21 protein-coding genes are annotated in these 24184 nt (G+C 72.0%); 13 read left to right on the forward strand and 8 right to left on the reverse strand.

The features are described from left to right. The 3 genes from J7E93_RS32510 to J7E93_RS32520 all read left to right on the forward strand — a co-directional run. Positions 1 to 1366, forward strand: a 1366-nt coding sequence (locus tag J7E93_RS32510; RefSeq protein WP_215073626.1) for an ABC transporter permease, incomplete at its 5' end; no start/stop codon positions are given. A gap of 36 nt (positions 1367 to 1402) precedes the next feature. Next, complete coding sequence (locus J7E93_RS32515; protein ID WP_215073627.1) at positions 1403 to 2107, forward strand: ABC transporter ATP-binding protein; 705 nt, start codon at positions 1403 to 1405, stop codon at positions 2105 to 2107. 205 nt (positions 2108 to 2312) lie between these two features. After that, positions 2313 to 3035: a CDP-alcohol phosphatidyltransferase family protein gene (locus J7E93_RS32520; RefSeq protein WP_215073628.1), complete on the forward strand. Its 723-nt coding sequence runs from the start codon at positions 2313 to 2315 to the stop codon at positions 3033 to 3035. Here the strand turns inward: J7E93_RS32520 and J7E93_RS32525 are convergent. Next, complete coding sequence (locus J7E93_RS32525) at positions 3016 to 3498, reverse strand: adenylyltransferase/cytidyltransferase family protein (protein ID WP_215073629.1); 483 nt, start codon at positions 3496 to 3498, stop codon at positions 3016 to 3018. The genes J7E93_RS32520 and J7E93_RS32525 overlap by 20 nt on opposite strands. Positions 3499 to 3696: 198 nt before the next feature. Here J7E93_RS32525 and J7E93_RS32530 point away from each other — a divergent pair, with 198 nt between their 5' ends. The 3 genes from J7E93_RS32530 to J7E93_RS32540 are packed head-to-tail and all read left to right on the forward strand — an operon-like array spanning position 3697 to position 7867. Further along, on the forward strand, positions 3697 to 4902 hold the full coding sequence (locus J7E93_RS32530) for a glycosyltransferase family 4 protein (RefSeq protein ID WP_215073644.1): 1206 nt from the start codon (positions 3697 to 3699) through the stop codon (positions 4900 to 4902). Then, positions 4899 to 6626 (forward strand): polysaccharide biosynthesis tyrosine autokinase, encoded by a 1728-nt coding sequence (locus J7E93_RS32535; RefSeq protein ID WP_215073630.1) that lies wholly within the window; start codon positions 4899 to 4901, stop codon positions 6624 to 6626. Before J7E93_RS32530 ends, J7E93_RS32535 begins: the two co-directional genes overlap by 4 nt. Then, positions 6623 to 7867 carry a hypothetical protein gene (locus tag J7E93_RS32540; RefSeq protein ID WP_215073631.1) on the forward strand — a complete coding sequence of 415 codons (1245 nt, stop codon included), beginning with the start codon at positions 6623 to 6625 and terminating at the stop codon, positions 7865 to 7867. Before J7E93_RS32535 ends, J7E93_RS32540 begins: the two co-directional genes overlap by 4 nt. Here J7E93_RS32540 and J7E93_RS32545 read toward each other — a convergent pair. Then, positions 7840 to 9357 carry a hypothetical protein gene (locus J7E93_RS32545; protein ID WP_215073632.1) on the reverse strand — a complete coding sequence of 506 codons (1518 nt, stop codon included), beginning with the start codon at positions 9355 to 9357 and terminating at the stop codon, positions 7840 to 7842. The two genes, J7E93_RS32540 and J7E93_RS32545, sit on opposite strands and share 28 nt — an antisense overlap. A gap of 174 nt (positions 9358 to 9531) precedes the next feature. Here J7E93_RS32545 and J7E93_RS32550 point away from each other — a divergent pair, with 174 nt between their 5' ends. Further along, a complete protein-coding gene (locus J7E93_RS32550; RefSeq protein WP_251067409.1) occupies positions 9532 to 10068 on the forward strand; it encodes a WcaF family extracellular polysaccharide biosynthesis acetyltransferase in 537 nt (178 codons plus the stop codon). 5 nt (positions 10069 to 10073) lie between these two features. Further along, positions 10074 to 11207: a glycosyltransferase gene (locus tag J7E93_RS32555; protein WP_215073645.1), complete on the forward strand. Its 1134-nt coding sequence runs from the start codon at positions 10074 to 10076 to the stop codon at positions 11205 to 11207. Here J7E93_RS32555 and J7E93_RS32560 read toward each other — a convergent pair. The 3 genes from J7E93_RS32560 to gmd all read right to left on the reverse strand — a co-directional run bounded on the left by J7E93_RS32560 (position 11186) and on the right by gmd (position 15884). Then, positions 11186 to 11872 carry a hypothetical protein gene (locus J7E93_RS32560; RefSeq protein ID WP_215073634.1) on the reverse strand — a complete coding sequence of 229 codons (687 nt, stop codon included), beginning with the start codon at positions 11870 to 11872 and terminating at the stop codon, positions 11186 to 11188. The genes J7E93_RS32555 and J7E93_RS32560 overlap by 22 nt on opposite strands. Before the next feature lie 81 nt (positions 11873 to 11953). Next, positions 11954 to 14671: a LamG-like jellyroll fold domain-containing protein gene (locus J7E93_RS32565; protein ID WP_215073635.1), complete on the reverse strand. Its 2718-nt coding sequence runs from the start codon at positions 14669 to 14671 to the stop codon at positions 11954 to 11956. Positions 14672 to 14870: 199 nt separating this feature from the next. Further along, on the reverse strand, positions 14871 to 15884 hold the full coding sequence (gmd, locus tag J7E93_RS32570; protein ID WP_215073636.1) for a GDP-mannose 4,6-dehydratase: 1014 nt from the start codon (positions 15882 to 15884) through the stop codon (positions 14871 to 14873). A gap of 143 nt (positions 15885 to 16027) precedes the next feature. Between gmd and J7E93_RS32575 the strand changes: the two genes are divergently transcribed. Then, positions 16028 to 17041, forward strand: a complete 1014-nt coding sequence (locus J7E93_RS32575) for a GDP-L-fucose synthase (RefSeq protein WP_215073637.1) — start codon at positions 16028 to 16030, stop codon at positions 17039 to 17041. A gap of 17 nt (positions 17042 to 17058) precedes the next feature. Here the strand turns inward: J7E93_RS32575 and J7E93_RS32580 are convergent, their stop codons facing one another. Continuing rightward, positions 17059 to 18405 (reverse strand): sugar transferase, encoded by a 1347-nt coding sequence (locus tag J7E93_RS32580; protein WP_308368859.1) that lies wholly within the window; start codon positions 18403 to 18405, stop codon positions 17059 to 17061. A 748-nt stretch (positions 18406 to 19153) separates the two neighbouring features. Between J7E93_RS32580 and J7E93_RS32585 the strand changes: the two genes are divergently transcribed. Genes J7E93_RS32585 through J7E93_RS32595 form a run of 3 tightly spaced genes read left to right on the forward strand, consistent with a single transcriptional unit; the run spans position 19154 to position 22667 of the window. Then, positions 19154 to 20719, forward strand: coding sequence for a glycoside hydrolase family 71 protein (locus J7E93_RS32585; protein ID WP_215073638.1), 1566 nt, complete (start codon positions 19154 to 19156; stop codon positions 20717 to 20719). A 50-nt stretch (positions 20720 to 20769) separates the two neighbouring features. Further along, a complete protein-coding gene (locus J7E93_RS32590) occupies positions 20770 to 22206 on the forward strand; it encodes a WGR domain-containing protein (protein WP_215073639.1) in 1437 nt (478 codons plus the stop codon). Then, complete coding sequence (locus J7E93_RS32595; RefSeq protein WP_215073640.1) at positions 22203 to 22667, forward strand: hypothetical protein; 465 nt, start codon at positions 22203 to 22205, stop codon at positions 22665 to 22667. The genes J7E93_RS32590 and J7E93_RS32595 overlap by 4 nt, the downstream gene beginning before the upstream one ends. A 41-nt stretch (positions 22668 to 22708) precedes the next feature. On the opposite strand, the gene J7E93_RS32600 is transcribed toward J7E93_RS32595, so the two are convergent. Together J7E93_RS32600 and J7E93_RS32605 are read right to left on the reverse strand one after the other, a co-directional pair. Next, entirely contained in the window at positions 22709 to 23131 is a 423-nt protein-coding gene (locus J7E93_RS32600) for a DUF350 domain-containing protein (protein WP_215073641.1), read from the reverse strand. Between the two features lie 143 nt (positions 23132 to 23274). Next, positions 23275 to 23436, reverse strand: a complete 162-nt coding sequence (locus J7E93_RS32605; protein ID WP_215073642.1) for a DUF308 domain-containing protein — start codon at positions 23434 to 23436, stop codon at positions 23275 to 23277. A gap of 160 nt (positions 23437 to 23596) precedes the next feature. On the opposite strand from J7E93_RS32605, the gene J7E93_RS32610 reads away from it, so the two are divergent. After that, positions 23597 to 24169: a DoxX family membrane protein gene (locus tag J7E93_RS32610; protein WP_215073643.1), complete on the forward strand. Its 573-nt coding sequence runs from the start codon at positions 23597 to 23599 to the stop codon at positions 24167 to 24169. The last annotated feature ends 15 nt before the right edge of the window (positions 24170 to 24184 follow it).

The following is a 24184-nucleotide window of genomic DNA, read 5'->3' on the forward strand; positions in this document are numbered from 1 at the left end:
CCTGGAATCCCTCTACGGGCTAGGCACCGACCTGACGGTCACCAAGGCACGTGAGGAACCCAAGGCGGGCGAGCAGGCGCAGCGGCCGAGGTTCCAGTTCGACGCCAAGGAGGACGGTGAGGAGCAGAGCAGCGACCGGCTGATGGTCCAGGGGTTCCAGACTCTCCCGGCCTCCACCGTCGCCACCGTCGCGAAGCAGGACGGCGTCGCGCAGGCCGTCGGAGGTCTCAGCCTCACCAACCTGAAGATCGACGGAGAGTTCGAGCGGGGTGAGTTCAAGCAGGTGCGCCCGGCCCAGCCAGGCGGCCCGGACGGCGGGTCCGGCGGGTCGGGCGGGTCGGGCGGGTCCGGCGGCTCAGGCGGCGGGGGAACCGTCGAAGGCGGTGGCGCCGCCTTCGACGTCAACTCCTTCACCCTCTACGGCACCGACGTCACCGCCCCCGACCTCGGCCCCCTCACCACCTCCACCGTCACCAAGGGCCGGACCTTCACGACCTCCGAGACCGACGCCGAGGTCGTGGTCGTCGACAGCGCCTATGCCCAGCAGGAGGGCCTCGACGTCGGCAAGACCCTCACCGTCAAGGGTGTGGCGTTCGAGATCATCGGAATCGCCACCGCCGACAGCGGTCAGGCCGCCGCCCAGGTCTACCTCCCGCTCCAGCAGGCGCAGACCCTGTCCGACTCCAAGGACAAGATCACCACCGTCTACGTCCAGGCGACCGACTCGACGCGGATCGAGGCCGTCAAGAGCGCGATCCGGAAGAACGTCGCCGGCACCACCGTCACCACCTCCGCCGATCTCGCCGAGACCGTCTCCGGCTCGCTCGACACGGCCGCCGATCTCGCCACCAGCGTGGGCAAGTGGCTGTCGTACGCCGTTCTCGTCGCCGCGGTCCTGGTCGCCGGGCTCCTCACCTCCTCCGCGGTCAGCCGCCGGGTGCGGGAGTTCGGCACCCTCAAGGCGCTCGGCTGGAAGAGCGGCCGGGTGACCCGGCAGGTCATGGGCGAAGCACTCGTCAACGGCCTGATCGGCGGCACGCTCGGTATCGCCGTAGGACTGGCCGGCGCCTACCTCGTCACCGCCATCAGCCCGACGCTCACCGCTGAACTCGGCTCCGGCGCACTGACGCGAGGGATCGGCGGCGGAGGCGGGGGCCGGGTCTTCGGCGGCCCGATGTCGACCACGAGCGGCCCCGGCGGCGCGGGCGGCAGCACCCTCGACATCGCCCTGACCGCCCCCGTGAGCCTCACCACCGTCGGCCTCGCGGTGCTCCTCGCCCTCGGCGGTGGGCTCGTCGCGGGCGGCTTCGGCGCCTGGCGCGCAGCGCGGCTGCGCCCGGCGGACGCGCTGCGCCGCGTCGAGTAGCCCGAACCCTCTCTACGTACCGCAGGAGTTGCACCCATGTACGAACTCACCGGCGTCACCAAGCAGTACCGCAGGGGCCAGGAGAGAATCGACGCGCTCGCCGGCATCGACCTCACGATCAGCGAGGGCGACCGGCTCGTCATCCAAGGACCCACCGGCGGCGGCAAGTCCACCTTGCTGCAGATGCTCGGCGGACTCGACCGGCCCACCCGGGGCAGCGTCATTCTCGACGGCATCGACCTGGCGAAACTGTCGGAGAGCAGGCTGACGACCGTACGCAGCCAGAACATCGGCTTCGTCTTCCAGAGCTTCAACCTGATCCCGACCCTCACCGCCCAGGAGAACGTGGAGACGGCGCTCGTCCCCCTCGTCGTCAAGGCGGCCGAGCGGCGCCGCCGGGCGGCCGAGGCGCTGGAGTCGGTCGGCCTCGGCGAGCGGCTCGGGCATCTCCCGTCCGAACTCTCCGGCGGTCAGCAGCAGCGCGTCGCCATCGCTCGGGCCCTGGTGAAACGACCGAAGGTGCTGCTCGCCGACGAACCGACCGGCAACCTCGACGAGTCGATGCGCGACGAGATCGTGGAACTGCTCGAAGGGCTCTGGAAGGAACACGGGCTGACTTTCGTCATGGTCACCCACGACAGCGCCATCGCCCGGCGCGCCCCGCGTGTGGCGACCATCCGCAAGGGCCGGATCACCGTCAAGGAGAACCGCGAGGCCCCCGCCCCGGCGAAGGCGAGCTAGGGGCTCTCGGACCTCCCCGGCCGGAGCACGCGTCGACCGAAATGAGGGGGAGCCGCCACGGAAAGACCTGCCGCCCCGGCGCCCGCGCGGCGCCGGGCCCGGTGGGCGACAACCCCCCCGCAGGGCCCCGGGTGCTGCGATGATGTCCGGCGTCACGTACGGGCGTACGACCGCACGGCGTACGCATCATGACCCGGGGGGGTTCGTGGGAACGATCGGGACCGCGCTGAACGAGCTGAGATCCGCACAGAAGTCCGCGAAGGGGGTCTCGCTCTACTCGCGCTTCGTCAACCGCCCGGTGGGCCGGTACCTCGCCGCCGGCGCGTACGCAGTCCGTCTGACTCCCAATCAAGTCACGTTCATCAGCGTCGCCTTCAGCTTCACCGCCGTCGGTGGAACGGCCCTCGGCGCACCCTCCTGGACGCTCGGTCTGCTGATCTGGCTGGGCCTCGCCGTCGGCTTCGCCTTCGACTCCGCCGACGGGCAGCTCGCCCGGCTGCGGGGCGGCGGCAGCCCGGCGGGGGAGTGGCTCGACCATGTCGTGGACTGCGCGAAGATCACCGCCCTGCACCTCGCCGTGCTGATCGCCTTCTACCGGCACCCCGCACACTTCGGCACCACCGACCACGCCTGGCTGCTTGTCCCCCTCGGCTTCCAACTCGCCGCCGTCGTCACCTTTTTCGGCGGACTGCTGACCGAGAAGCTCAAGCCCCGGCCGACCCCCGGAGCGCAGGCCCCCACGCCCTCCACCCTGCGCGCGGTGGCCCTGCTCCCGGTCGATCACGGCGTCTTCTGCGTGGTCTTCCTGCTGTTCGGCGGCGGAACGGTCTTCCGCTGGGCGTACACGGTGCTCGGCGCCGCAGCCGTCCTGTTCCTCGTCGCGTTCCTCGCCAAGTGGTTCCGCGAACTCAGCGAAGTCCGTCGCTGACCCCGGCCACGCCGGCCGTCGGCTCGGCGTCCTGCGTCAGGATGTCCAGCACGCGCCGGAGCTGCGTGCTGGACGTGTGCACCGTGTACGGGAAGTAGACGATGTCCACCCCCACGCCCGCGAAGTCCCGCTCCAGCCTGTCGCCCTTGGGCGTGCCCCGCCAGTCGTCCCCCTTGAACAGCACGTCGAACCGGACCTGCTGCCAGGTCTCCAGCTTGTCCGGAACCGTCTCCACGAACGCCGCGTCGACGTACTTCACGTTGCGCACGATCTCCAGGCGCTCGACCAGCGGAATCACCGGGCGGCGGCCCTTGGCGAGCTCGGCCATCTCGTCCGAGACCACGCCCGCCACCAGGTAGTCGCACTGGTTGCGGGCGTGGCGAAGGATGTTGAGGTGTCCTATGTGAAAGAGGTCGTAGGCCCCCGGCGCATAGCCGACACGGTACGGCCTTCCTGCGGTCATGTGTGAAACCCCCCAGGTGCTTTCGCGCTCCCCAGCGCGAAGGAGTTCCGACGATAGCGTGCACATTCCGTTCGGAGTGGGTGAACGACTAGGGTGAAGACGGGTTCACGTCCGGGGGAGAGGGGCGCTCGCGTGGGGGAAGTGGCGGCGGACGGGGGAAGCGGCGACGGTACGCCGGTCATACGGCGGCGCCTGTTGATGGTGTCCACCAACTACGCGCCGGAGCACGCCGGAATCGGCCCGTACGCCACCCAGATCGCCGAACACTGGGCGCGTCGCGGTCACGAGACCCATGTTCTCGCCGGCATGCCGCACTACCCGTCCTGGTCCCTCGACCCCGCATACGCGGGAGTCTGGCGCCGTACCGAGGAGCGCGCAGGAGTCGTGGTGCACCGCAGGCGCCACACCGTCCCACCCCGCCAAACCGCCCTGAGACGCGCCGCGTTCGAGGCGAGCGTACTCGCCCACGGGCTGCTCGCCCCGCCCGCCATGGCCCGGCCCCACGCCGTCCTCGCCCAGATGCCCAGCCTCGCCGGCGGCATCATCGGCGCCCGGCTCGCGGCCCGTTGGCGCGTCCCGTACGTGCCCGTCGTCCAGGACCTGATGGGCGCGGCGGCCGCGCAGAGCGGCATCCGCGGCGGCGACCGGGCCGCGGCACTCGCCGCACGGGCCGAGTCCTACGCCTTGGGCCGTGCCACGCTCGTCGGCGTCATCCACGAGACCTTCGTCGACAAGGTCGCCGCCCTGGGCGTCGACCCCGCCCGGATACGTCTCGTACCCAACTGGTCACACGTGCCGAGCCCTTCGGCACCCCGGGCCGAGACCCGGGCTCGGCTCGGCTGGGGCGAGGGCGAGACCGTCGTCCTGCACTCCGGCAACATGGGCCTCAAGCAGGGCCTCGACGTGCTCGTCGAGGCGGCCCGCCGCGACCCGAAGATCCGCATCGTGCTCCTCGGCGACGGCAACCAGCGCGCCCACCTCGAAGAGCTCGGCGCGGGGATCGACAACCTGGACTTCATGAAGCCCGTCGGCGACGAGGAGTTCCCCGACGTGCTCGCCGCGGCCGACGTCCTCGCCGTCACCCAGCGCGCCTCGGTCCTCGACATGAGCGTGCCGTCCAAACTGACCTCGTACTTCGCGGCCGGACGGCCCGTCGTCGCCTCCGTCGCCGCCCAGGGCGGCACGGCCCTCGAAGTGGAGCGCTCGGGGGCCGGCGTCCTCGTTCCGCCGGAGAACCCCGAAGCCCTGCTCGCCGAGGTCCGTAGACTCGGCGACGATCCGGCGGCCGCCGACGCGCTCGGCGCCCAGGGGCCCCGCCACGTCGAGGCCCATCTGACCCGGGCGGCCGGACTCGCCCGGATCGACGCACTGATCGACGAGGCTCTGGGGGGTCCGGGCACGTGACGCACACGCATGTCAACGCGGTGGAGGACGACGAACCGGAGCTGCTGCGCGACCAGTTCCGCCAACTCCTGCGCTACCGCTCGATCATCGGCGCCGGAATCGGGATCGGCCTCCTCGGCGGCGTCTGGTTCGGGGTGTCCAACGCCGACACCTACGTCGCCACCAGCCAGGTCGTGCTCCGCGCCCCCGTCAACGACCCCTTCAACCCGAGCGTGTCGCAGGACAAGACCCTCAACATGGGCTCCGAACGGCAGACCGCGCTCAGCAGCAGCGTCGCCGCGGAGGCCGCCAAAAAGCTCGGCTGGACGGGCACCGTCGGCAAGCTCCAGAAGGACCTGCAGGTCACCAACCCGCCCCAGAGCCAGGTCCTCCAGTTCACCTACACCGCCGACACCCCCCAGGCCGCCGCCGACCGGGCCAACGCCGTCACCCAGGCCTACCTCGACCTGCGCAGAAAGCAGTGGAGCGACCTGCGGGCCACCATGCTGGAGGGCCAGCAGAAGCAGCTCGACGAGGTCGCCAAGAAGCACGACCAGAAGACCAAGGAACTCGACCGGATGCCCGACGGGGCGGCCCGCGACGCCGAGTACGGCGTCAAGACCAACCTGCTCAACCGGATCAACGAGCTCGACGCCCGGATCAGCCAGCTCAAGTCGCTCGACATGTCACCGGGAACCGTCATCCGCACCGCGAGCCCCCCCGGCTACTCCGACGGCCCCGGGCTGCCCATGAGCCTCGGCCTCGGCGCCCTCGTCGGCGTGGCACTCGGCCTGCTCGCCGCCTGGGTCCGGCTCGTCTTCGACCCCGCGCCGCGCTCCGCCGGTGACGTCGCCCGCGCCGTGCGCGCCCCCGTCCTCGGCACCCTGCCCCGCGGGGCCACCGACGTACTGCTCGCGGACGACCACACGGACGCCCGGATCGCCGAGGAGTACCGCTCCGTCGCCTTCCGGCTCGCCTACGACCAGCGGTTCGCCGACCGCCGAAGGCTCCTCGTCGTCGCTCCGCGCGGCTCCGACGACGACGCCGCGGTCGCCGTCGCCTCCCACCTCGCCGCCTCCTTCGCCGAGACCGGGAAGGACGTCCTGCTCATCGAGGCCGACCTGCGGGACCCCACGCTCGCCGGCCGCCTGCGCGCCCACGCGGCCGCCGCCCCCCGGTGGAGCAGCCCGGCCGAGCAGGACGAGGGCGGCTGGCCCACCCGGCGCCGGCTCACCGTCGACGCGGGCGAATCCGGCTCCTTCGGCCTCGTGCCGGGCGAGCGGGTACGGAACGTGGCGCGCGCCCTGACCGCACCCCGGGTCTCCCGGCTGATCGCCGAGGCCGACTCGCCCAACTCCACCGTCGTCGTCCTCGCCCCGCCGGTCCTCAACTACGCGGACGCCCTCGCCCTCGTCGACCGGGTCGACGGCGTCCTCATCGTCTGCGACCCGCGCGGCGTCCACCGCGCCGACCTCCAGCGCATCCGAGAACTCATCGCGGGCGCCGGCGGAACGGTCCTGGGCGCCGTCGTGCACACCCCCGGCAGGCGCCGCGGAGCCAAGCAGCCCGCGAGCCGCCGAGGAACCGGCGGGCGCGGCCGCCGGCCACTGCGGCCCACCGACCCCGAGGAGTTCGTCGCGGAGCCGGAGCAGATCATCCTCGGCGACGGCTCCGACACCGTCGCCCTGCGCTCGCTGCGCGCCCAGGACCTCCGCACCGGTGACATCCGCGCGGGCGATCGGTGAGACGTGCCGTCACCGTCGCCGCCTCGGTCCTCGACCAGGCGGCGTCCAGCCTCACCAACATCGCCGTCCTGGTGATCGCGGCGAGGGCGTCCAGCGCGGACGGCTTCGCCGCCTTCTCCCTGGTGTACATGACCTTCACCGTGCTGCTCGGCCTCAACATGGCCTTCGTCGGGCAGGCCGTCGTCCTGGAGAAGGGCGAGGACGACCGGGTCGCGGGGGCCGCCCGCTCCGCCGTCGCGTTCACCGCCGCCGCCTCGGCACTCGCCGCGCTCCCGCTGCTCGCGGCGGGAGCCGTCCTCGGCGGCGACACCGGTCCCGCCTTCCTCGCCCTCGGCGCCGTCCTGCCCGTCGTCCTGGTCCAGGACGGCCTGCGCTACAGCTTCTCCGCACTGCGGCAGCCGCACCGGGCCCTGGCCGCCGACACACTCCGGCTCGCCTGCGTCGTACCCGCCCTCCTGCTCCAGCCGTACGACACCTCACCGGCCCGTCTCGTCCTCGTCTGGGGCCTGTCCGCGCTGCCGGCCGTGCTGCTCGGGCTCACGCTCCTGCGGCCGCTCGTGAAGAACCGGCCCGGCGAGCCACGCCGCCATCTGCGCAAGGACCACCTCGGCCGGCGCTTCGTCGTCGAGTACGCCGTCGGCAGCGCCTCCAGCCAGCTCGCCGTCCTCGGGCTGGGCCTCTTCGCCAGCCCCCTCGCCGTCGGCGCGCTGCGCGGGGCCTCCACCCTCTTCGGGCCGCTCAACGTCCTGCTCACCTCGGTCAACGCCTTCGCCCCGCCGCTTCTCGGCCGGTCCGGCTCCCGCCGCGCGACCGTACGGGCCGCCGCCGCACTCGGCGCCGTCCTCGCCCTCCTGGCACTCGCCTGGGGCGCCGTGCTCTTCGCCCTCCCGGAGCGCGTGGGCCGCCAACTCCTCGGCGCCACCTGGCACTCCGCCGCCGGCTTGCTGCCCGCCACCGCAAGCCAGTACGCCGTGATGGCGCTGGGCACCTGCGCCCTGGTCACCCTGCGGGTCCTCAGCCCCCGCGCCACCCTCTCCGTACAGGTGGTCTTCTCGCTCCTCGCGGTCGTCCTGATGCTCGGCGGCTACCTCCTCGCCGGCGCCGTCGGCGCGGCCTGGGGCCTCGCGGCCGGTTCCGCACTCAAGGCCGTCGCGGCCTGGACGCGCGTGGCCCGCACCCGTACCGAACCCGCCGCCGACCAGGACGACGGGCGTCAGCGCAGCGCGGCGCGCTTGTCCTGACGCCAGGTGGTGACCAGCGCGACGCAGATCAGCGCGATCGCCACACGGCCCGAGGCCTGCAGCAGCGGGCCGCGCAGCAGGATGAAGGAGTAGCCCGCCACCAGCGGCACCACCAGCGAGATCAGACTGCCCGGCGGCGCCCTGCGGGTCCCCCGCCGGGCGAACCTCCCGTCCACGCGCGCCGCGGCATAGCCCATCCCCGTCATCCCCGCGGCCATGCCCACCGCACCGAAGTCGATCCACAGCTCGGCCCAGACCGGCGAGGACAGATTGGTGTTCACCGTCCCCATCCACTGGCCGACCATCACCCCCGTGTCGCGCGGCTTGCCCGGCCACACCGAACGGGGCACCGCGAAGAGCACGGACCCGGCCAGCTGACGGCCGTAGCGATGGCGGCTGCCCGAGTTCACCAGCGTGATGGTGTTGGCGAACATGCCGACCTGGTCGTAGTCCTTGAGCGCCAGCGGCTCCAGGACCGACGTCGTCTCGACCGGGCGGTAGTTCTTCTCGTCGTACCGGAAGCGGTCCGAGAACGGGAAGACGACCAGCGCCATCACGACCCCCAGACTCAGCGCCGACCGGTACATCGCGGCGCTCACCGGGAAGACGGTGAACAGCAGCGAGAACATCACCGTGAGGAACCAGTACCGCGGGTTCGAGATCGGGTTGTTCACCACGCAGTTGAGCAGCACGAGGGACAGGAAGACCGCGATCACCAGAGGGCGCCGCCGGGCGCGCCGCGAGGTGACCAGCCAGCGGCAGTACACGAGGAGCGCGAAGAGCGCGGGCACCGTGCCGAAGCCGCGCAGGAAGGCCTGCCCGGCCTGCGAGTCGGCCTGCGAGACGCCGGCCTCCTCGATCCCGGCGATGATCTCCTGGCGGCTGGAGAAGAAGACCGCGGGCCCACCCAGTTTGACGACGAACAGACCGCTGCACGCGAAGGCGAGCAGGACCAGCAGATGGAGCCTGCGCCGGTGGACCAGCGCCGGGCGCTCCTCGGCCCGCCGCGAACCGCCCGGCCGGCCCCGCGCCAGCAGCGAACCGAGGTCGAACGCGGCGCAGCCGACGAGGACCAGCGCCACCGCCGTCGTCAGATCGGAGCGGGGCCCCACCACCGGAGTCGGCACACGCCCCAGCACGGCCTGGGCCAGCGGCGCCACCCCCATCGCCATGTAGACGAAGAGCCAGAACGACCCCTGGAGCAGCTTGCGGCGGCTGGTGAGGATCATCGCCGAGAGCCGGGCCCCGGCGTACATGGTCAGCGCGATCTGGAGGTAGTACGCCGCGTCGTGCACCCCCGCACCCGGCTGGATCGCCACCAGCAGCGGCAGGAACACCGTGAACCCGAGGACCAGCGGGATCGACAGGGCGCGCGAGAGCAGGGTGCGCGGCGAGACCGGCGGCGCGAGCAGCAGGGGCGGGGGAGCGGGGGGACCCGGGCGCGGATCCGGCCGCGGCCGCGTGGCCGGACCGCGTACATCGGTCGTCATCCCGCCCCCTGGAATCCCTGGAGTCCCGGCGCCCGGTCCAGGCCCCGAGAGGCCTCGCGCCCCGCCCCCGGAACGTCACTTCGCGGCAGTCTACCGACGCCCCCCTGTGGCCTCGCGTCAACCGTTAGTCTGAACGTCTCGGCGCCTGGGGAGGCGCCGATGGGGGGGGAACTCATGCGGAATCTTCCGGCCTTCACGCTGGCCGGCTACGACAAGGGCCGCGGAAAGCTCGTGCAGGCCCTCTGGTTCGCGGTGATGAACACGGTCTTCATGGCCTGGTTCTGCCCGGCCCGGCTGCGGGTCGCACTGCTGCGGGCCTTCGGCGCGACCATAGGCGACGGCGTGCTCGTACGGCACCGGGTCAGGATCCTGTGGCCGTGGAAGCTGACCGTGGGCGACCACACCTGGATCGGCGAGGGAGCCTGGCTGCTCAACCTGGAGCCCATCACCCTCGGCGCCCATGTCTGCGTCTCCCAGGAGGCGTTACTGTGCGCCGGCAGCCACGACCACCGGGCCGCCGACTTCCGCTACCGCAACGCCCCGATCACCGTCGAGGACGGAGCCTGGATCGCGGCCCGCGCCACCGTCCTCGCCGGGGTGACCGTCGGCCGCCACGCGGTCGTCGCCGCCGGCACCACCCTCCACAAGGACCTGCCCGAACTCACCCTGCACACGGCCGACGGCCGCCGACCGGTCCCGGTGCCCGCGTGAGCGGCCTGCGCGTCCTGCACGCGGTGACCCTGCACAGCCCCACCCACGCCTTCGGCGGACCTGTCAGGGTGGCGCTCAACCTCTGCCGCGGACTGGCCGACCGGGGCCACCGGGCCCGCCTGGTGGCCCTCGGCGACGGCTTCGGCGGCCTCCTGCCGACACAGGTGGAGGGCGTACCCGCCCGCCTCTACCAGGCACGCTCGATCCTGCCCCTCGGCTTCAGCGGCATCACCTCGCCCACGCTGCTCGCCCGGGCCGGGGCCCTGGTCAGGGACGCCGACATCGTCCATGTCCACCTCGCCCGCGACCTGGTGACCCTGCCCCTCGCGCTCGCCGCGCTGCGCGCCGGGCGGCCGCTCGTGCTCCAGACCCACGGCATGGTCGACCCGAGCGACAAGGCGCTCGCCCGGCTCCTGGACGCCGTCGCCGTGCGCCGTGTCCTGCGGGGCGCCTCCGCCGTGCTCCATCTGACGGGGCGGGAGCGCAGGGATCTGGACGCGGTCCTGGGTACACCGCTCACGACCGCCGTACGGCTGGTCAACGGCGTCCCCGCGCAGGAGCCGAGGCCCACGCCCGCCGGCCCGCCCCGTGTCCTGTACGCGGCCCGCCTGCAGTCCCGTAAACGGCCCACGGACTTCGTCGCGGCCGTCCCGGAGATCCTGCGCCACCACCCCGAGGCGTCCTTCGTGCTCGCCGGACCCGACGAGGGCGAGCGGGCCGCCGTGGACGCGCTCGTCGCCGCACTCGGCGTCGGCGACCGGGTGAGCCTGCCCGGGCCGCTGCCGTCCGAGCGGATGCTTCAGGAGCTGCGCCGGGCGCACGTGTACGTGCTGCCGTCGGTCGACGAGCCGTTCCCCATGTCCGTACTGGAGGCGCTGTCGGTCGGTACCCCGGCCGTCGTCACGACCTCCAACGGGCTCGCCCACGACATCGAGGAGGCCGGGGCGGGACGGGTGGTCACGGACGCCGCGGGCATCGCCCCGGCCGTGTCCGCGCTCCTGGACCCCGCCGCGAACGACAGCGCCTCCGCGGCGGCCCGCAAGCTGGCCACGGAGGCGTTCTCGATGGAGGCGGTCCTCGACACCCTGCTCGGTGTGTACCAGGGCGCCCGGCGGGGTCAGGCGGGCAGCCAGGCGTAACACGCCGTGGAGACGAACTCCGCCGTCCCCGCCGGGACGGCGGCCTTCACCGGACCCCGGGCGCCGGTCGCGGGCCCCGCGGCGAGCACCTTCCCGTCGCTGCCCAGCGCCTGCCAGACGCACGCCGGGTCGCTGGTCAGCGCCCGGTAGGTGCCGGGCCTCGGCTGCTTGACCGACCCGTCGGGGAAGCCGGTCCCGGCGGTCACCAGCAGCGGCTTCTGCGCGGGGCAGAGATGGTTCACGGCGGCCTCGGCGTCCGGGACGTCCCCGGCGATGAGGGCGCCGACGGCCGCGTCCCTGTCCCGCTTCGCGGTCCGCTCGATCCGCTGGCAGGACTCCTGGCCGGTCTGGAGCACGGCGGCCGGGTCCATGTTCCGCGGCACCCGCCCGCTGAGATAGGTCTTCTGCTCCGGGGTGAACGAGCCGGTGACCGGCCTGAGTTCGGAGTCGGGGACGACGGGGCCCTTGGAAGGCGAGGGGGTGGGACCGGTCGGGGGCGGCTCGGCCTGGCGGTCCGGAACGGCCGCGGACCGCGTGGGCCCCGCGGTTTTCGGCCGGTTCCCGGTGCCGGCGCCGTCGGCTTGCGACGAGCAGGCGGAGAGGGTGAGCAGCGCGGCGAGCACGGCCACCGCCGTGGCCGGGGACCGGTGCGGGGGACGACGCATGGAAGGACTCCCGTGGTACGGCGGGTGCGGGGCCCGGCCTGCCGGGTCCCGCACCCTGTCATCAAGGATTCAGCACACCGATCACGGGGCGCCGAAGGTCAGCACCAGCTGCGGAGTGCCCTCCGCGGCCGTCGCCTCGGAGGACCAGAGCCACAGCGGGTCCGTCCCGGTGCTGGTCAGCGCGAGACTGTAGGAGCTGCCGAGCTTCGCCGAGATCGCCGAAGTGTCCAGCGCGGCCGAGTAGATCGCCGAACCGTCGGTGGCGCCGGTCAGCGTCCCGATCGGGGCGCCGACCGCCGGACGGTTGTTGTACGTCAGCCCGTCCTCGGTCCAGGGTTCGGTGACCGGGACGACGGACTGGCTGTCCACCGAGCCCGCGCCCGTCATCGTGGTGGTCTTCACCGCGAGCCGGGCGCTCTTGAGGACGGTGCCGGCCGGCGCCGAGGGCAGCGTGAACCGCAGGTACGACTCGTACGCCGAGGTACCGCGCACGGCCAGCGAGCTGGACGTGCCGTAATTGGTACCGGGCGCCCCCGCGTTGGCGTAGGTGTCCTCCGCCGCGGTGACCGTGGTGACCGAGTCGGCCGGCGCGGAGGCCAGGCTGTGGTGCTTGGCGACCTGCGCCGCCGTGAGAGCCGACGGGTAGACGGCGGCCTCGTCGAGTTGGCCGGCGAAGAAGGTGCTCGTCGGGCGCAGCGGCCAGCCGGAGAGGTTGTCCGCACCGACGTGCCAGTAGCCCGGGTACTGCTGGTTGGTGGTGACGCCGTTGGTGCCGACCAGCTTGCCGTCGACGTACAGCCTCATGCCGTTCGGGCCCTGGGTGCCCACCGCGTGGTGCCAAGCACCGTTGTTGTAGGAGCCGGGGGAGGTCAGGGTGCGGGCGGAGCCGGAGTACACGCCGAACACCACGTTGCCGGTGTTGGTCATGTACAGGTGCTTGTCGTAGTTGCCGCTGTTGCGGGTGGTGTTGCTGCCGAAACCGATCAGCTTGCCCCCACGGATCGTCGTGGTTCTGAACCAGGTCTCGACGGTGAAGGCGCCGGTCACGTTCTGCCGGCGGTCGCTGTGGATCTGCTCGTCGGTGCCGTTGAGCGCGACGGCCGTGGACGCGCCGCTGACGGCGCCGGGGGTCTGGCGCAGTGCGGGGGCGTTGATGTACAGCCCGCTGTTGTCGCCGTTCGAGGAGTCCGCTGCGTACGGCGTGGTCGACTCGTCGAAGCGCCAGTACAGGCCGGCGCCGTCGGCGATCACCTGGGAGGCGTACGGCTCCGGCGAGGTCGGCACCGTCACGGTCGAGGTGGCCGACAGGCCGCTGGTGTTGCCGGCCGCGTCACCGGCCGTCACCCGGTAGGTGTAGGTCTGGCCGGGGGTGACGTTCGTGTCCTTGACGGAGACCTGGGGGCGCGACCAGTGCAGCGAGTCGCCCTGGACGGTCGCGATCGGTGTCGCCCCGCCGTTGCGGTAGACCTTGTAGGTCAGCGTCGAGTCGTCCAGGTCGAGGCTGGAACGCCAGCGGATCTGCACCGCGTTCGGGGTGACGGCCGCGGCGCTCGCCACGGGCACGGTCGGCGCGCCGGTGTCGGGGCCGGAGGCGAAACGGGTCAGACCCTGTGCGGGGGAGCCGTTCGTGGTGGTGAACTCGCCGCCCACCCACAGGTACTTGGTGGTTCCGGTGCCGGAGATGGTGAAGGCGCGCGGTCCGATGCCCTCGCCCAGGCCGTCGTTGGTGTCGGGGAACCAGCCGAGCTTGCCGGTGGACGTGGTCGGCTGGGCGAGCAGGTGGTAGCGGCGCCCGTCGGGGAACTCGCCGACGCTGGAGCAATCGTGGGCGTGCGAGGCGCTGTAGAGGACGCCCTGGTAGGAGCGGACCGCCTGGGTCGCGCCCAGGCAGGTGTCGCGCCAGCGCTGCCCGAAGTCGGAGAGGTTCAGGGCGATGCGGCCGTCGAAGACACCGCCGCCCGTGCCCTCGTTGCCGGTGTAGAAGCCGGTGGCATCCGTCTCGATGTCCTTCACGACGGAGTTCTGCGGGATCCAGCCGTTGGGGTACGCCTTGGTCACGGCACCGGTCGTGGCGTTCACCACGGCCAGGGCGTGCGAGTCGGCCCCGTTGACCGTGAAGAAGTCACCGCCGAGCAGGACGTGTTGTCCGTCCGGTGTCACCTCGATGGCCCGGCCTGGCTCGTCCGCGTGGGCCGTGAACGGCAGCAGGGCGCCCGCGGTGGTGATCGCGGCGAACCGCTGGCGGGTCTGGCCCTCGACGGTGCCGAAGTCGCCGGCCGCGTAGATCGTGGTGTCGGTGACGGCGAGCGCCCGCACGGTGGCGGGGAAGCTCGGGGTGACGGCCGGCTTCGGCGCACAGGTGGCGATGTCGATGGCGGCGAGGCTGGAGACCGGCGTGCCATTGACGGCGCCGAAGTAACCCCCCGCGTACAGCGTCTTCTTGTCCGGCGAGACCACCAGCGTCCGGACGGTCGCGGTGCCGCTGCCGACGGTGAAGGAGAGGGTGCAGTCGGTGGGTGCACCCGTGGCCGCGTTCAGCGCGGTGAAGTTGACGGCGCTCCTCGGAGTGCCGGTGCCGCCCTCGGGCGGCCGGATCTCCGAGAAGGTGCCGCCCACGAAGACGGTGTCGTTCGCCTCGGCCAGTGCCCAGACGATGCCGTTGGTCTGCCAGGTCGGCAGATCGTCCGCGGTGAAGGCCACCGGCGGCGTCAGGGCCGCGGCCGTCGGGGCCAGAGAGCCTCCGGCTCCGGCCGCGACGGTCAGGGCGAGGGCAGCCGTGAGCCCCCAGGATCTACGCATGTTCCCCCCAGGCGTGATAGCCCAGTAAATTGTGGCGTGAAGTGGTGCAACTGCCATGTGATGGATGCGCACTGTACGACGAAATGCCCGTAGGAAAAGCTCACTTGACCATTCCGGTACCTGCTCCGCAGGGGGCCGGGTCGGCGGCGGGCCGCCCCCCGCGGTTCTCCCGGGGCGGCCGGGCCCGGAGAAGCGCCGGTCAGCGGTCGATGCGCACGGTGGCACCCGCCAACTGGTCCTCGACGAGCCGGACATCGGCCTCGACCATGATCCGCGCCAGCTCCTCCACCTGGACGGAAGGCTTCCAGCCAAGAAGATCGCGCGCCTTGCTCGCATCACCGATCAGCGCGTCGACCTCGCTGGGACGCTCGTACTTGGGGTCGTAGCGCACATACCGCGACCAGTCGAGCCCCGCGTGGGCGAAGGCCGTCTCCAGGAACTGCCGTACGGTCGCGGGGACTCCGGTCGCCACGACGTAGTCGGTCGGTTCGTCCTGCTGGAGCATCCGCCACATGGCGTCGACGTACTCGGGGGCGTACCCCCAGTCACGTACGGCGTCGAGGTTGCCCATGTACAGCCGGTCCTGCAGCCCGGCCTTGATGCGGGCCACCGCCCGGGTCACCTTGCGGGTCACGAAGGTCTCGCCCCGGCGCGGGGACTCGTGGTTGAACAGGACCCCGTTGACGGCGAACATGCCGTACGCCTCACGGTAGTTGACCGTGGTCCAGTACGCGAAGACCTTGGCGGCGCCGTACGGGCTGCGCGGGTGGAACGGGGTCCGCTCGTTCTGCGGAGGCGGTGTCGCGCCGAACATCTCGGAGGAGGACGCCTGGTAGATCCGGGTGTCGATGCCGCTCGCCCTGATCGCCTCCAGGAGCCGCAGCGCGCCGAGGCCCGTCACATCGCCGGTGTACAGCGGAGCGTCGAAGGAGACCCGGACATGGGACTGGGCGCCGAGGTTGTAGACCTCGTCGGGGCGTATGTCCCGGAGCAGGTTCACCAGCGCCACCCCGTCCGAGAGGTCCGCGTGGTGCAGCACGAACGACCGGTCGGCCTGCTGCGGATCCTGATAGATGTGGTCGATCCGCTCGGTGTTGAAGCTGGACGAGCGGCGGACGAGACCATGGACCGTGTAGCCCTTGGACATCAGCAGTTCGGCCAGATACGAGCCGTCCTGCCCGGTGACGCCGGTGATGAGTGCGGTCTTGCTCATACGTGGTGCCCCTCCCCATCGGACCGGCCCCCAGCCGGTCCGTCACTCGCGGATAATCCGTAACCTGCTGTTCTGACACGATCCGGGAAAGAAATCCGGATCTGATGTGTTCTGCTCCCCGAGGGCCTGGCATGATCCGGGCCATGACTGAAGCGACGACGGATCCGACGCCCGAACCGACAGCCGATTCGGCGGACAGGCAGGTGCTCGACCCGGCAGGAACACCGTCGTACCTGCCCGCGCGCGCCCGGATATTCGTCGCGGGACACCGTGGCCTCGTCGGCTCCGCGATCGCCCGCCGGCTGACCGCGGACGGGCACGAGGTGATCACCCGGACCCGCGCCGAGCTCGATCTGCGCGACGCGGCACGGACCGCCGCGTTCCTCACCGAGACCCGCCCCGACGCCGTGGTGCTGGCCGCCGCGAAGGTCGGCGGGATCATGGCGAACAGCACCTACCCCGTGCAGTTCCTGGAGGAGAACCTCCAGATCCAGCTCAGTGTCGTCGCCGGCGCGCACGCGGCCGGCGTCCGACGCCTGCTCTTCCTCGGCTCGTCCTGCATCTACCCCCGGCTCGCCCCCCAGCCCATCTCCGAGGACGCCCTCCTGACCGGCCCGCTCGAACCGACCAACGAGGCCTACGCCCTCGCCAAGATCGCCGGCATCGTGCAGGTCCAGTCGTACCGGAAGCAGTACGGCGCGGCCTACATCTCCGCGATGCCGACCAATCTCTACGGCCCCGGCGACAACTTCGACCTGGAGTCCTCGCACGTCCTTCCCGCGCTGATCCGCCGCTTCCACGAGGCCCGCGAGGAAGGGCGCGAGGAGATCACCCTCTGGGGATCGGGCACCCCGCGCAGGGAATTCCTGCACGTCGACGACCTGGCCGGCGCCTGCGCCGTGCTGCTGCGGAGCTACGACGGCGACGAACCGGTCAACATCGGCTGCGGCGAGGACCTCAGCATCCGTGAACTGGCCGAGACAGTCGCGAATGTGACGACCTATCAGGGCCGGATCGCCTGGGACACCAGCAAGCCCGACGGCACCCCGCGCAAGCTTCTCGACGTCTCCCGGCTCACCGGCCTCGGCTGGAAGCCCGCCGTCCCGCTCCGGGACGGCATCGCCTCGACCTACGCCTGGTGGCGGGAACAGGGTTGACGTCATAGGGCGGCCCGTCAGTACGCTCCGCGACCGTCGACGACGGCGCGGAACGTACGGGCCATGACGTCGACGTCGCTGGTGAACGACCAGTTGTCGACATAGTGCAGATCGAGCTCCACCGTCTCGTCCCACGACAGGTCCGACCGGCCGCTGATCTGCCACAGCCCGGTCATCCCGGGCCGCACGGAGAGCCGGCGCAGCTCCACGTCCCCGTACCGCGCCACCTCCTCGGGGAGCGGCGGACGCGGCCCGACCAAGGACATCGAACCCCGCAACACATTGATCAGCTGCGGGAGTTCGTCGAGCGAAGTACGGCGCAGCACGCGCCCCACTCCGGTCACCCGCGGATCGCGCCGCATCTTGAACATCAGCCCGTCGTGCTCATTGGCCTCGGACAACTCCGCCTTGCGCGCATCCGCGTCCAGGAACATCGTGCGGAACTTCCACATCACGAACGGGACCCGGCCCTGCCCGATCCGCACCTGCCGGTAGAACACCGGCCCCGGCGAGGTCAGTCGTACCGCCACACCGATCACCAGGAAGAGCGGCGCGAGAGCGACCAGGCCGAGCGCCGCACCCCCACGGTCCATCACGGACTTGAGCACCTGCTGCACCCCGTCGCGCACCGGCGGCGCCACCCGGAGCAGCGCCATGCCGGCGGCCGAGGTGGTCTCCAGACGCTTCACGGCGAACTCCACCAGGCCCGGCGCCAGGGCGAGTTCGGTCCCGGCGTCGTGCAGTCCCCAGGAGAGTCGACGCAGCCGCTCACCGGCCATCCGGGCCCCGGCCGCGACCAGGACGACATCCGCCTCCAGTTCGCGGGCGGCCCGGAGCACGGGGGCGGTGTCCCCGTCCGCGGCCTTCGGCATCGAGGCACCGAGCCGGGCGGCCACCGGCGCTCCGGTACGGACCGGCCCCTCGCCGATCGCGACGACGCCGACCACCACGTACGGGTGCTCGGTGCGCCCGGCGAGATGCTCGGCGACGTCACCGGCCGCCGCGGGTTCCCCCAGGACCAGGACACGGGTGACCACCTGGGCCTCCCGGCGGGCGGTCACCAGATGATGCCACGTCAACTTCGTGCAGATCAGCGTCAGTACGGGCGCCGGCACAAGCGCGGCGAGGCAGAGCAGGGGAGGGTGGTGCAGGTCGGCGGCCGCACGGAACACGGCGAGCACGCCGAGCAGGATCAGCCAGTCGTGCAGGACGGGCAGGCTCCCCCGCGACTCCCCCAGTGCGCGGCGCGCGTACCGACGGCGCAGCGCCCGGACGCCGGCCCAGGACAGGGCGGCGACGATTGCGCCGGTGTCGGCGTACGGCTGGTGCTCGGCGTGCAGGATCAGCGCCGCGGGAAGCGCCACTCCGAGGATGTCGACCGACAGTGCGAAGCCCGCGTACCAGCGGGCCTTGGTGCGCGGATGAGGAGAGGCCGGCGATGAACCCGGTCTTGCTCCTGCGGACGTGGTCTCAGTTGTACGGACATGCCACATGTACCCCCCAGGCACGTGTCGATGTTCGCCACCCAGTCCATCGATCCCCTCATCGATGAACAAGCGTCGCAACGCGGAACAGTACGACAAACACGCGCACCTCCGCTGCTGTTCAGGCGAAGGACTCCAGAAGGTGATGGCGCGTTCATCTCGTGACATCGCGGCCCGCGTGGGCACAGCCCGGTCGCACGGCAGGTCCGCCGAGGACGAGTCGACGCACGTGGGGCCATGGGCGGACGGGACGGCGCGAGGTCCCGAGCGGAGGTGGCGTCAGCGGCGGCCGGGCCGCCACTGTGGCGCAAAGCACAACGCTCCCCCGGAGGTGGAGATCGAGGCCGGGTCGAGCCCGTGTCGGGGCCGGATCCGGGCCGAGATCGGCTCCGCACCCACGATGTGGAACGACACGGCGGCTGTCTCCGTCGCCGGTCACCCGTACGGACCGCGTCGGAAGCGGCACCTCCGGGGCGCGCGCGGCCCGTTCGCCACGCTCCGGACGGTTGTTGTCCCACCGGCTTCGATCGGTTGTACTGCTGACAGACGGCAGACCGCAGACCGCAGACCGCGGATTGCGTGACCGCGCAGGCCCTCGGCACAGCCACGACCGGCCGGAAGGACGCCCATGGCGGACATCCCCGCACCACCGTCCCACCCGTCCCGACGGCCACGGCGCACCCCACGGCCCCACCGGGCGCCGGGGCGCCGCCGACTGGTCCCGGGAATCGCGCTGGGCGTGCTGCTTCTCGGCGCCTGGGCCGGCATCGGCACCGCCGACGCTCTGCGCGGTGCCGCTCCCGCCCAGCCGGCCACGGTGCCGCCCGAGGCGTACAGCACCGCTCTGCCCTTCGACCTGCCGCCCACCGCCGAACTGCGACGCTCACCCAAGCTGGTCTTCGCCCACTACTTCACGCCCTACCCGCTCTCCCTGGACAACCAGCCCGCCGATCGGGACTACTACCAGCGCAACTACCTCGCCCCGGGCGGCGAGAACGGCAAGCACAGCGCCTACGGCGGCCTGCTGCGCGACCGGCCGCTGCCCACCGCGCCGGAGAGCGGGAACTGGGAACTGGCCCATCTGCGCCAGGAGATCCGCACCGCACGTGACGCCGGGCTCGACGGCTTCACCGTCGACCTGCTCTCCCTCTCCGGACGCAACCGGGACCGCGCCGAGCTGCTGATGCGCGCCGCCCACGAGGAGGACCCGGGCTTCCGGATCCAGCTCATGCCCGACATGACCTCACTGACCACCACCCCGGCCGCCCTGGCCGATTCGCTCGCGCAACTGGCCCGCCACCCCTCGGCCCACCGGCTGCCCGACGGCCGGCTCGTCGTCTCCCCGTTCAAGGCCGAGGAGAAGGAGCCTGCCTGGTGGCAGCGGATGATGCGGGAGCTGGAGACCCGGCACGGCATCCGCACCGCGCTGGTCCCCCTCTTCCTCGACTTCACTCCGGAGCGGGAGAGGTACGCGGCGATCAGCCACGGACTCTCCGAGTGGGGTGCCCGCAGCGCCAACCGGCAGGACGGCGCCAAGGCCGACGCAGGCCGCGCCCACCAGCTCGGCACCATCTGGATGCAGCCCGTCTCCGTCCAGGACGCAAGACCCAACCAAGGCATCTACGACGAGGCCGGCAACACGGAGACCCTGCGGGCGAGCTGGGAAACCGCCATCGGCTCCGGTGCCGACTGGGTCCAGCTCACCACCTGGAACGACTACTCCGAGGGCACGCACTTCGCGCCCTCGCTGCACAACGGCTACGCCTACCTGGACCTCTCCTCCTACTACCTGACCCGGTTCAAGACCGGCGACTGGCCCAGGATCCTTCGCGACACGCTCTATCTGACCTCCCGGGTCCAGTTCGTCGACGACACACCGCGGGCGATGCGGCAACCCCAGGTGATAGAGCCCCGTGCGGGCACGGCCACCCCTCGGGACACGGTGGAGGTACTCAGCTTCCTCACGGCCCCGGCGAGTGTACGCACGACGACCGGCGGCACGGAGGGGAGCCATCGGGCACCGTCCGGTGTGCACGCGCAACTGCTGCCGCTCCGCACCGGGCACAGCTCGGCGACCGTGGTGCGGAATGGCGAGACCACCACCACGGTCACGAGCCGGTACCCGGTGCGCCGGCCGGTCGACAGGCAGGACCTCCAGTACTACGCGGTGACGAGCGGCCGCGCCCAGCGCTAGGTCGGACAGGCCCGAGGGCGTTGTCAGTGGTCGGCCCTACCGTTCTCGACATGACGACGAAGACCTATCTGGAGCTGTCGCAGGACGGCGGCGGCGCGCACAAGTTCTACGAAGTGACGGTCGACGGCCTGGTGGTGTCGGTCCGTTACGGGCGGATCGGTGCGGCCGGGCAGACGCAGACCTCGACCTTCGCCACGGCGGAGAAGGCGCGCGCCGCGGCGGCGAAGAAGATAGGGGAGAAGGTCCGCAAGGGGTATGCCCCGGCGGTCCAGGGGCAGCGGGCGGCCCGCTCCGTCACCCGCCGTGCGGTCACCTCGGCGCCGTCCACGGCCCGTGCGGTGGCGCCGGTCCTGTGGCGGTTCCGGACCGGCTCCGCCGCCTTCGGCATCCATGTCGACGACGACCGCTGCTGGGTCGGCAACCAGGCCGGCGATGTGTACACCCTGAGCCACACCGGTGAGGTCCAGGCCCGCTTCTCCCTCCCCGACGGGGTGAAGTGCCTGGTCGCCGACGACTTCTGGATCTACGCGGGCTGCGACGACGGCCGGGTGTACGACCTGTCCTCGAAGCTGCCCTTCGCCGCCTACGACATCGCCGCCGACGTCGACATCTTCTGGCTGGACATCCACGAGGGCGTCCTGAACGTGGCCGACCGGTCCGGCCGGCTGACCGTCATCGACCACGAGGACGAACACCAGTGGTCCCGCGGTGGCCGGGGTGAACACGCCTGGATGGTCCGCGCCGACGGCGACGCCGTTTACCACGGCGACACCCGGGGCGTGAGGGCGTACGCCCCGGACGGCGGCGGCGAACTCTGGCACACCGACAGCGACGGAGCGGTGCTCTTCGGCTGGCAGGAGGACACGGCCGTCTACGCGGGCACCGCGCGCAAGAAGGTCCAGCGCCTCGCCAAGAAGGACGGCCGTGTCGAGGCGGTCTACGCCTGCGACAGCACGGTGTACTCCTGCGCGACCTCCCCCGGTGGCCGCTTCGTCTTCGCCGCCGACGCCGCCTCCTCGGTGTACTGCTTCGCCGAGGACGGCACACGCCTGTGGAAGCTGGGCACCGGCGCGGGTTCGGCGCTCTCCATGCAGTACCGGGACGAGCGGCTCTATCTGGTGACCTCCGACGGCTCCCTGGTCTGCATCGACGCGAGCGAGGCCGCGATCACCGCCGCTCAGCGGGGCACGGTCCCGGTCGCCAGGGACGTCAAACTGGCGGCCGCGCTGCCGACGTACCAGCCGGCGACGACGGTGTCCGCCGTGGCCGCCGTGAGCTCCGCCCCGGTCGGCTCGGTGATCGTGAAGTGCGTCCAGGAAGGCGGCCGGACCCGGGTCCATGTGCTGTCGGAGGGCTACGAGCCGTCCTGGAACGTGCAGTTCCCCCGGGCCATCAGGGAGCCCGGCGCGCGGTACGTGGTCGATGCGCTGCACCCGGCGTCGGGCGGCTTCTACCGGGTCCGCGGCGAGGTCCGGCGGCTGGTGTGACCGGCGGGACGTTCGAGGCGGCCACGGGGGACGGGCCGCCGCTGCCCGAAGGCGAGGCCGAGCAGCGCTCCAGGGAGGTACGGGCGGCGTTCGAAGGGCTGCTGCAGATCCGGCGGCTGACCAACGGGCCCGGTGGGGACCCGCGCGAGACACCCGCGGAGTGGGAGCTCCGACAGCCGGTCCGAGCGGTCGCCCTCGCCCTGGAGGCGGCGAAGACGGCTCCCTCGGCGGTGGACGCCTCCGGCGTCCGGGTGGCGACGGGCTACCGGGTCACGGCGGGCGAACGGCCGGGCACCGCCGTCGTCGAGTGGCTGGGACCGGCCGGCAGCGGCGCCGCCCAGGAGGAGGAGTCCGCGCTCGGCGCCTGCGTCCCCCTTCTGGAAGGGCTCGGCTGGGAGGCGCTCCTGTACCGGGGCCCGCGCCGCAGGCGGTTCCTGGAGGTGGAGCCGAGGAGGCGCTGAACGAGGGAGGGGGGAAGGGGGAAAGAGAGGGAGGGGGCGGCTCAGGCGATGGACGCGGAGAGGATCGCGGAGACGGCGATGTTGCACGAGGCGGTCACCCAGACCGCCGGGTGCGGCTCGGGGTCGACGAGGGTGGCGCCCAGCTTGCCGGGCGTGACCAGGTCCAGCACCAGGAAGGCCACGGCCATCATCACCAGGCCGAGCAGCCCGAACGCCGCCGTGGACACAAGGCCCTTGCCGAAGTCGTCGTAGGTCGTCCAGATCGACGTGAAGACGATTCCGCCGATGCCGAGCAGGGCGGAGCTGAGCAGGATAGCGGCGTTGCGGTTGCGCTCCTCCCAGATCTGCCGGCCGAGCTTCCCCGGCGTCAGAGCGTCCACCAGGACGATGCCGAGGATCAGCAGCACCACACCGAGTGCGCCGTAGGCGGTGGCTCGGCCGAGGCCGTTGACGATGTCGCTCATGGGATGCCGGCTCCGAAGAGAAGTGATCGTGAATGATCGCGGTCAAGGACCGGCAAAATGTAGCGCACGGGGGGGGCCCCGGCCGGGCGGTCAGGGTCCCCACAGGCCCCCCGACGGGTGCCCGCGCGGACCGGCGTTCCCGTTCAGGCGCCCCGGGGCAGGTCCTTCGCCCGCGAGCGCACCTGGAGCGCGGTGACGATCTCGACCGCGCCCACGACGAGCAGCCGGACACCGCCGAACACGTTGAGCACCGCGGCCGATTCGAGCGGCGACACGATCAGCACCACGCCCGCCAGTGCCCTCACGATCCCCAGGAACACAAACGTGACCCATGTGGAGCAGTAACGCTGAGAGTCCGGCCCCTCAAGCGGCGACAGTGGAAGGCGTACGCCTGCGTACTCCGACCCCTCCGGTACGCCGGCCCGCCCCGCACACCGACGTGCCGCACGCACCGGGAGACCTCTCATGACCACGCTCAACCGACGCGACCTCGGGCTTCTCGTCCTCCGGGTCGGCACCGGCGCCGTCCTCGCCGCGCACGGCAGCCAGAAGCTCTTCGGGTGGTTCGGGGGAGGCGGTCTGGAAGGCACCACCCACGCGATGGAGGCCATGGGCTTCTCGCCGCCCCGCGAGAGCGCGATCGCCGCCGGCCTCGGCGAGGCGGGCGGCGGTGTCCTGCTGGCCCTGGGCCTGGCCACCCCGGCCGCCGGAGCCGCCGCGGCCGGCGCCATGGCCGGTGCGGTCTCGGTCCACGCGCCGGCCGGATTCTTCGCCCAGGCCGGGGGGTACGAGTACCCGGCCTTCCTCGGCTTCACGGCGGCCGCCATCGGCGTCGCCGGCGCCGGCCGCTACTCCCTCGACCACGCCTCGGGCCATGTGCTCGACCGGCCCTGGGTCGTCGCCACCGCCTTCATCGCCAGCGCCCTCGCCGCCGCGGCCGTCGTCGGCCGCCGAGTCCAGGCGCAGAGCGTCACCGCCGACCCGGGCGACGAGGCGGCGCCGGGGGCATCGGAGGACCACTCCGACGAACAGCGCTAGCCTCCCGGTTTCACT

This window comes from Streptomyces sp. ISL-36 (assembly GCF_018614205.1).
Lineage (GTDB): Bacteria > Actinomycetota > Actinomycetes > Streptomycetales > Streptomycetaceae > Streptomyces.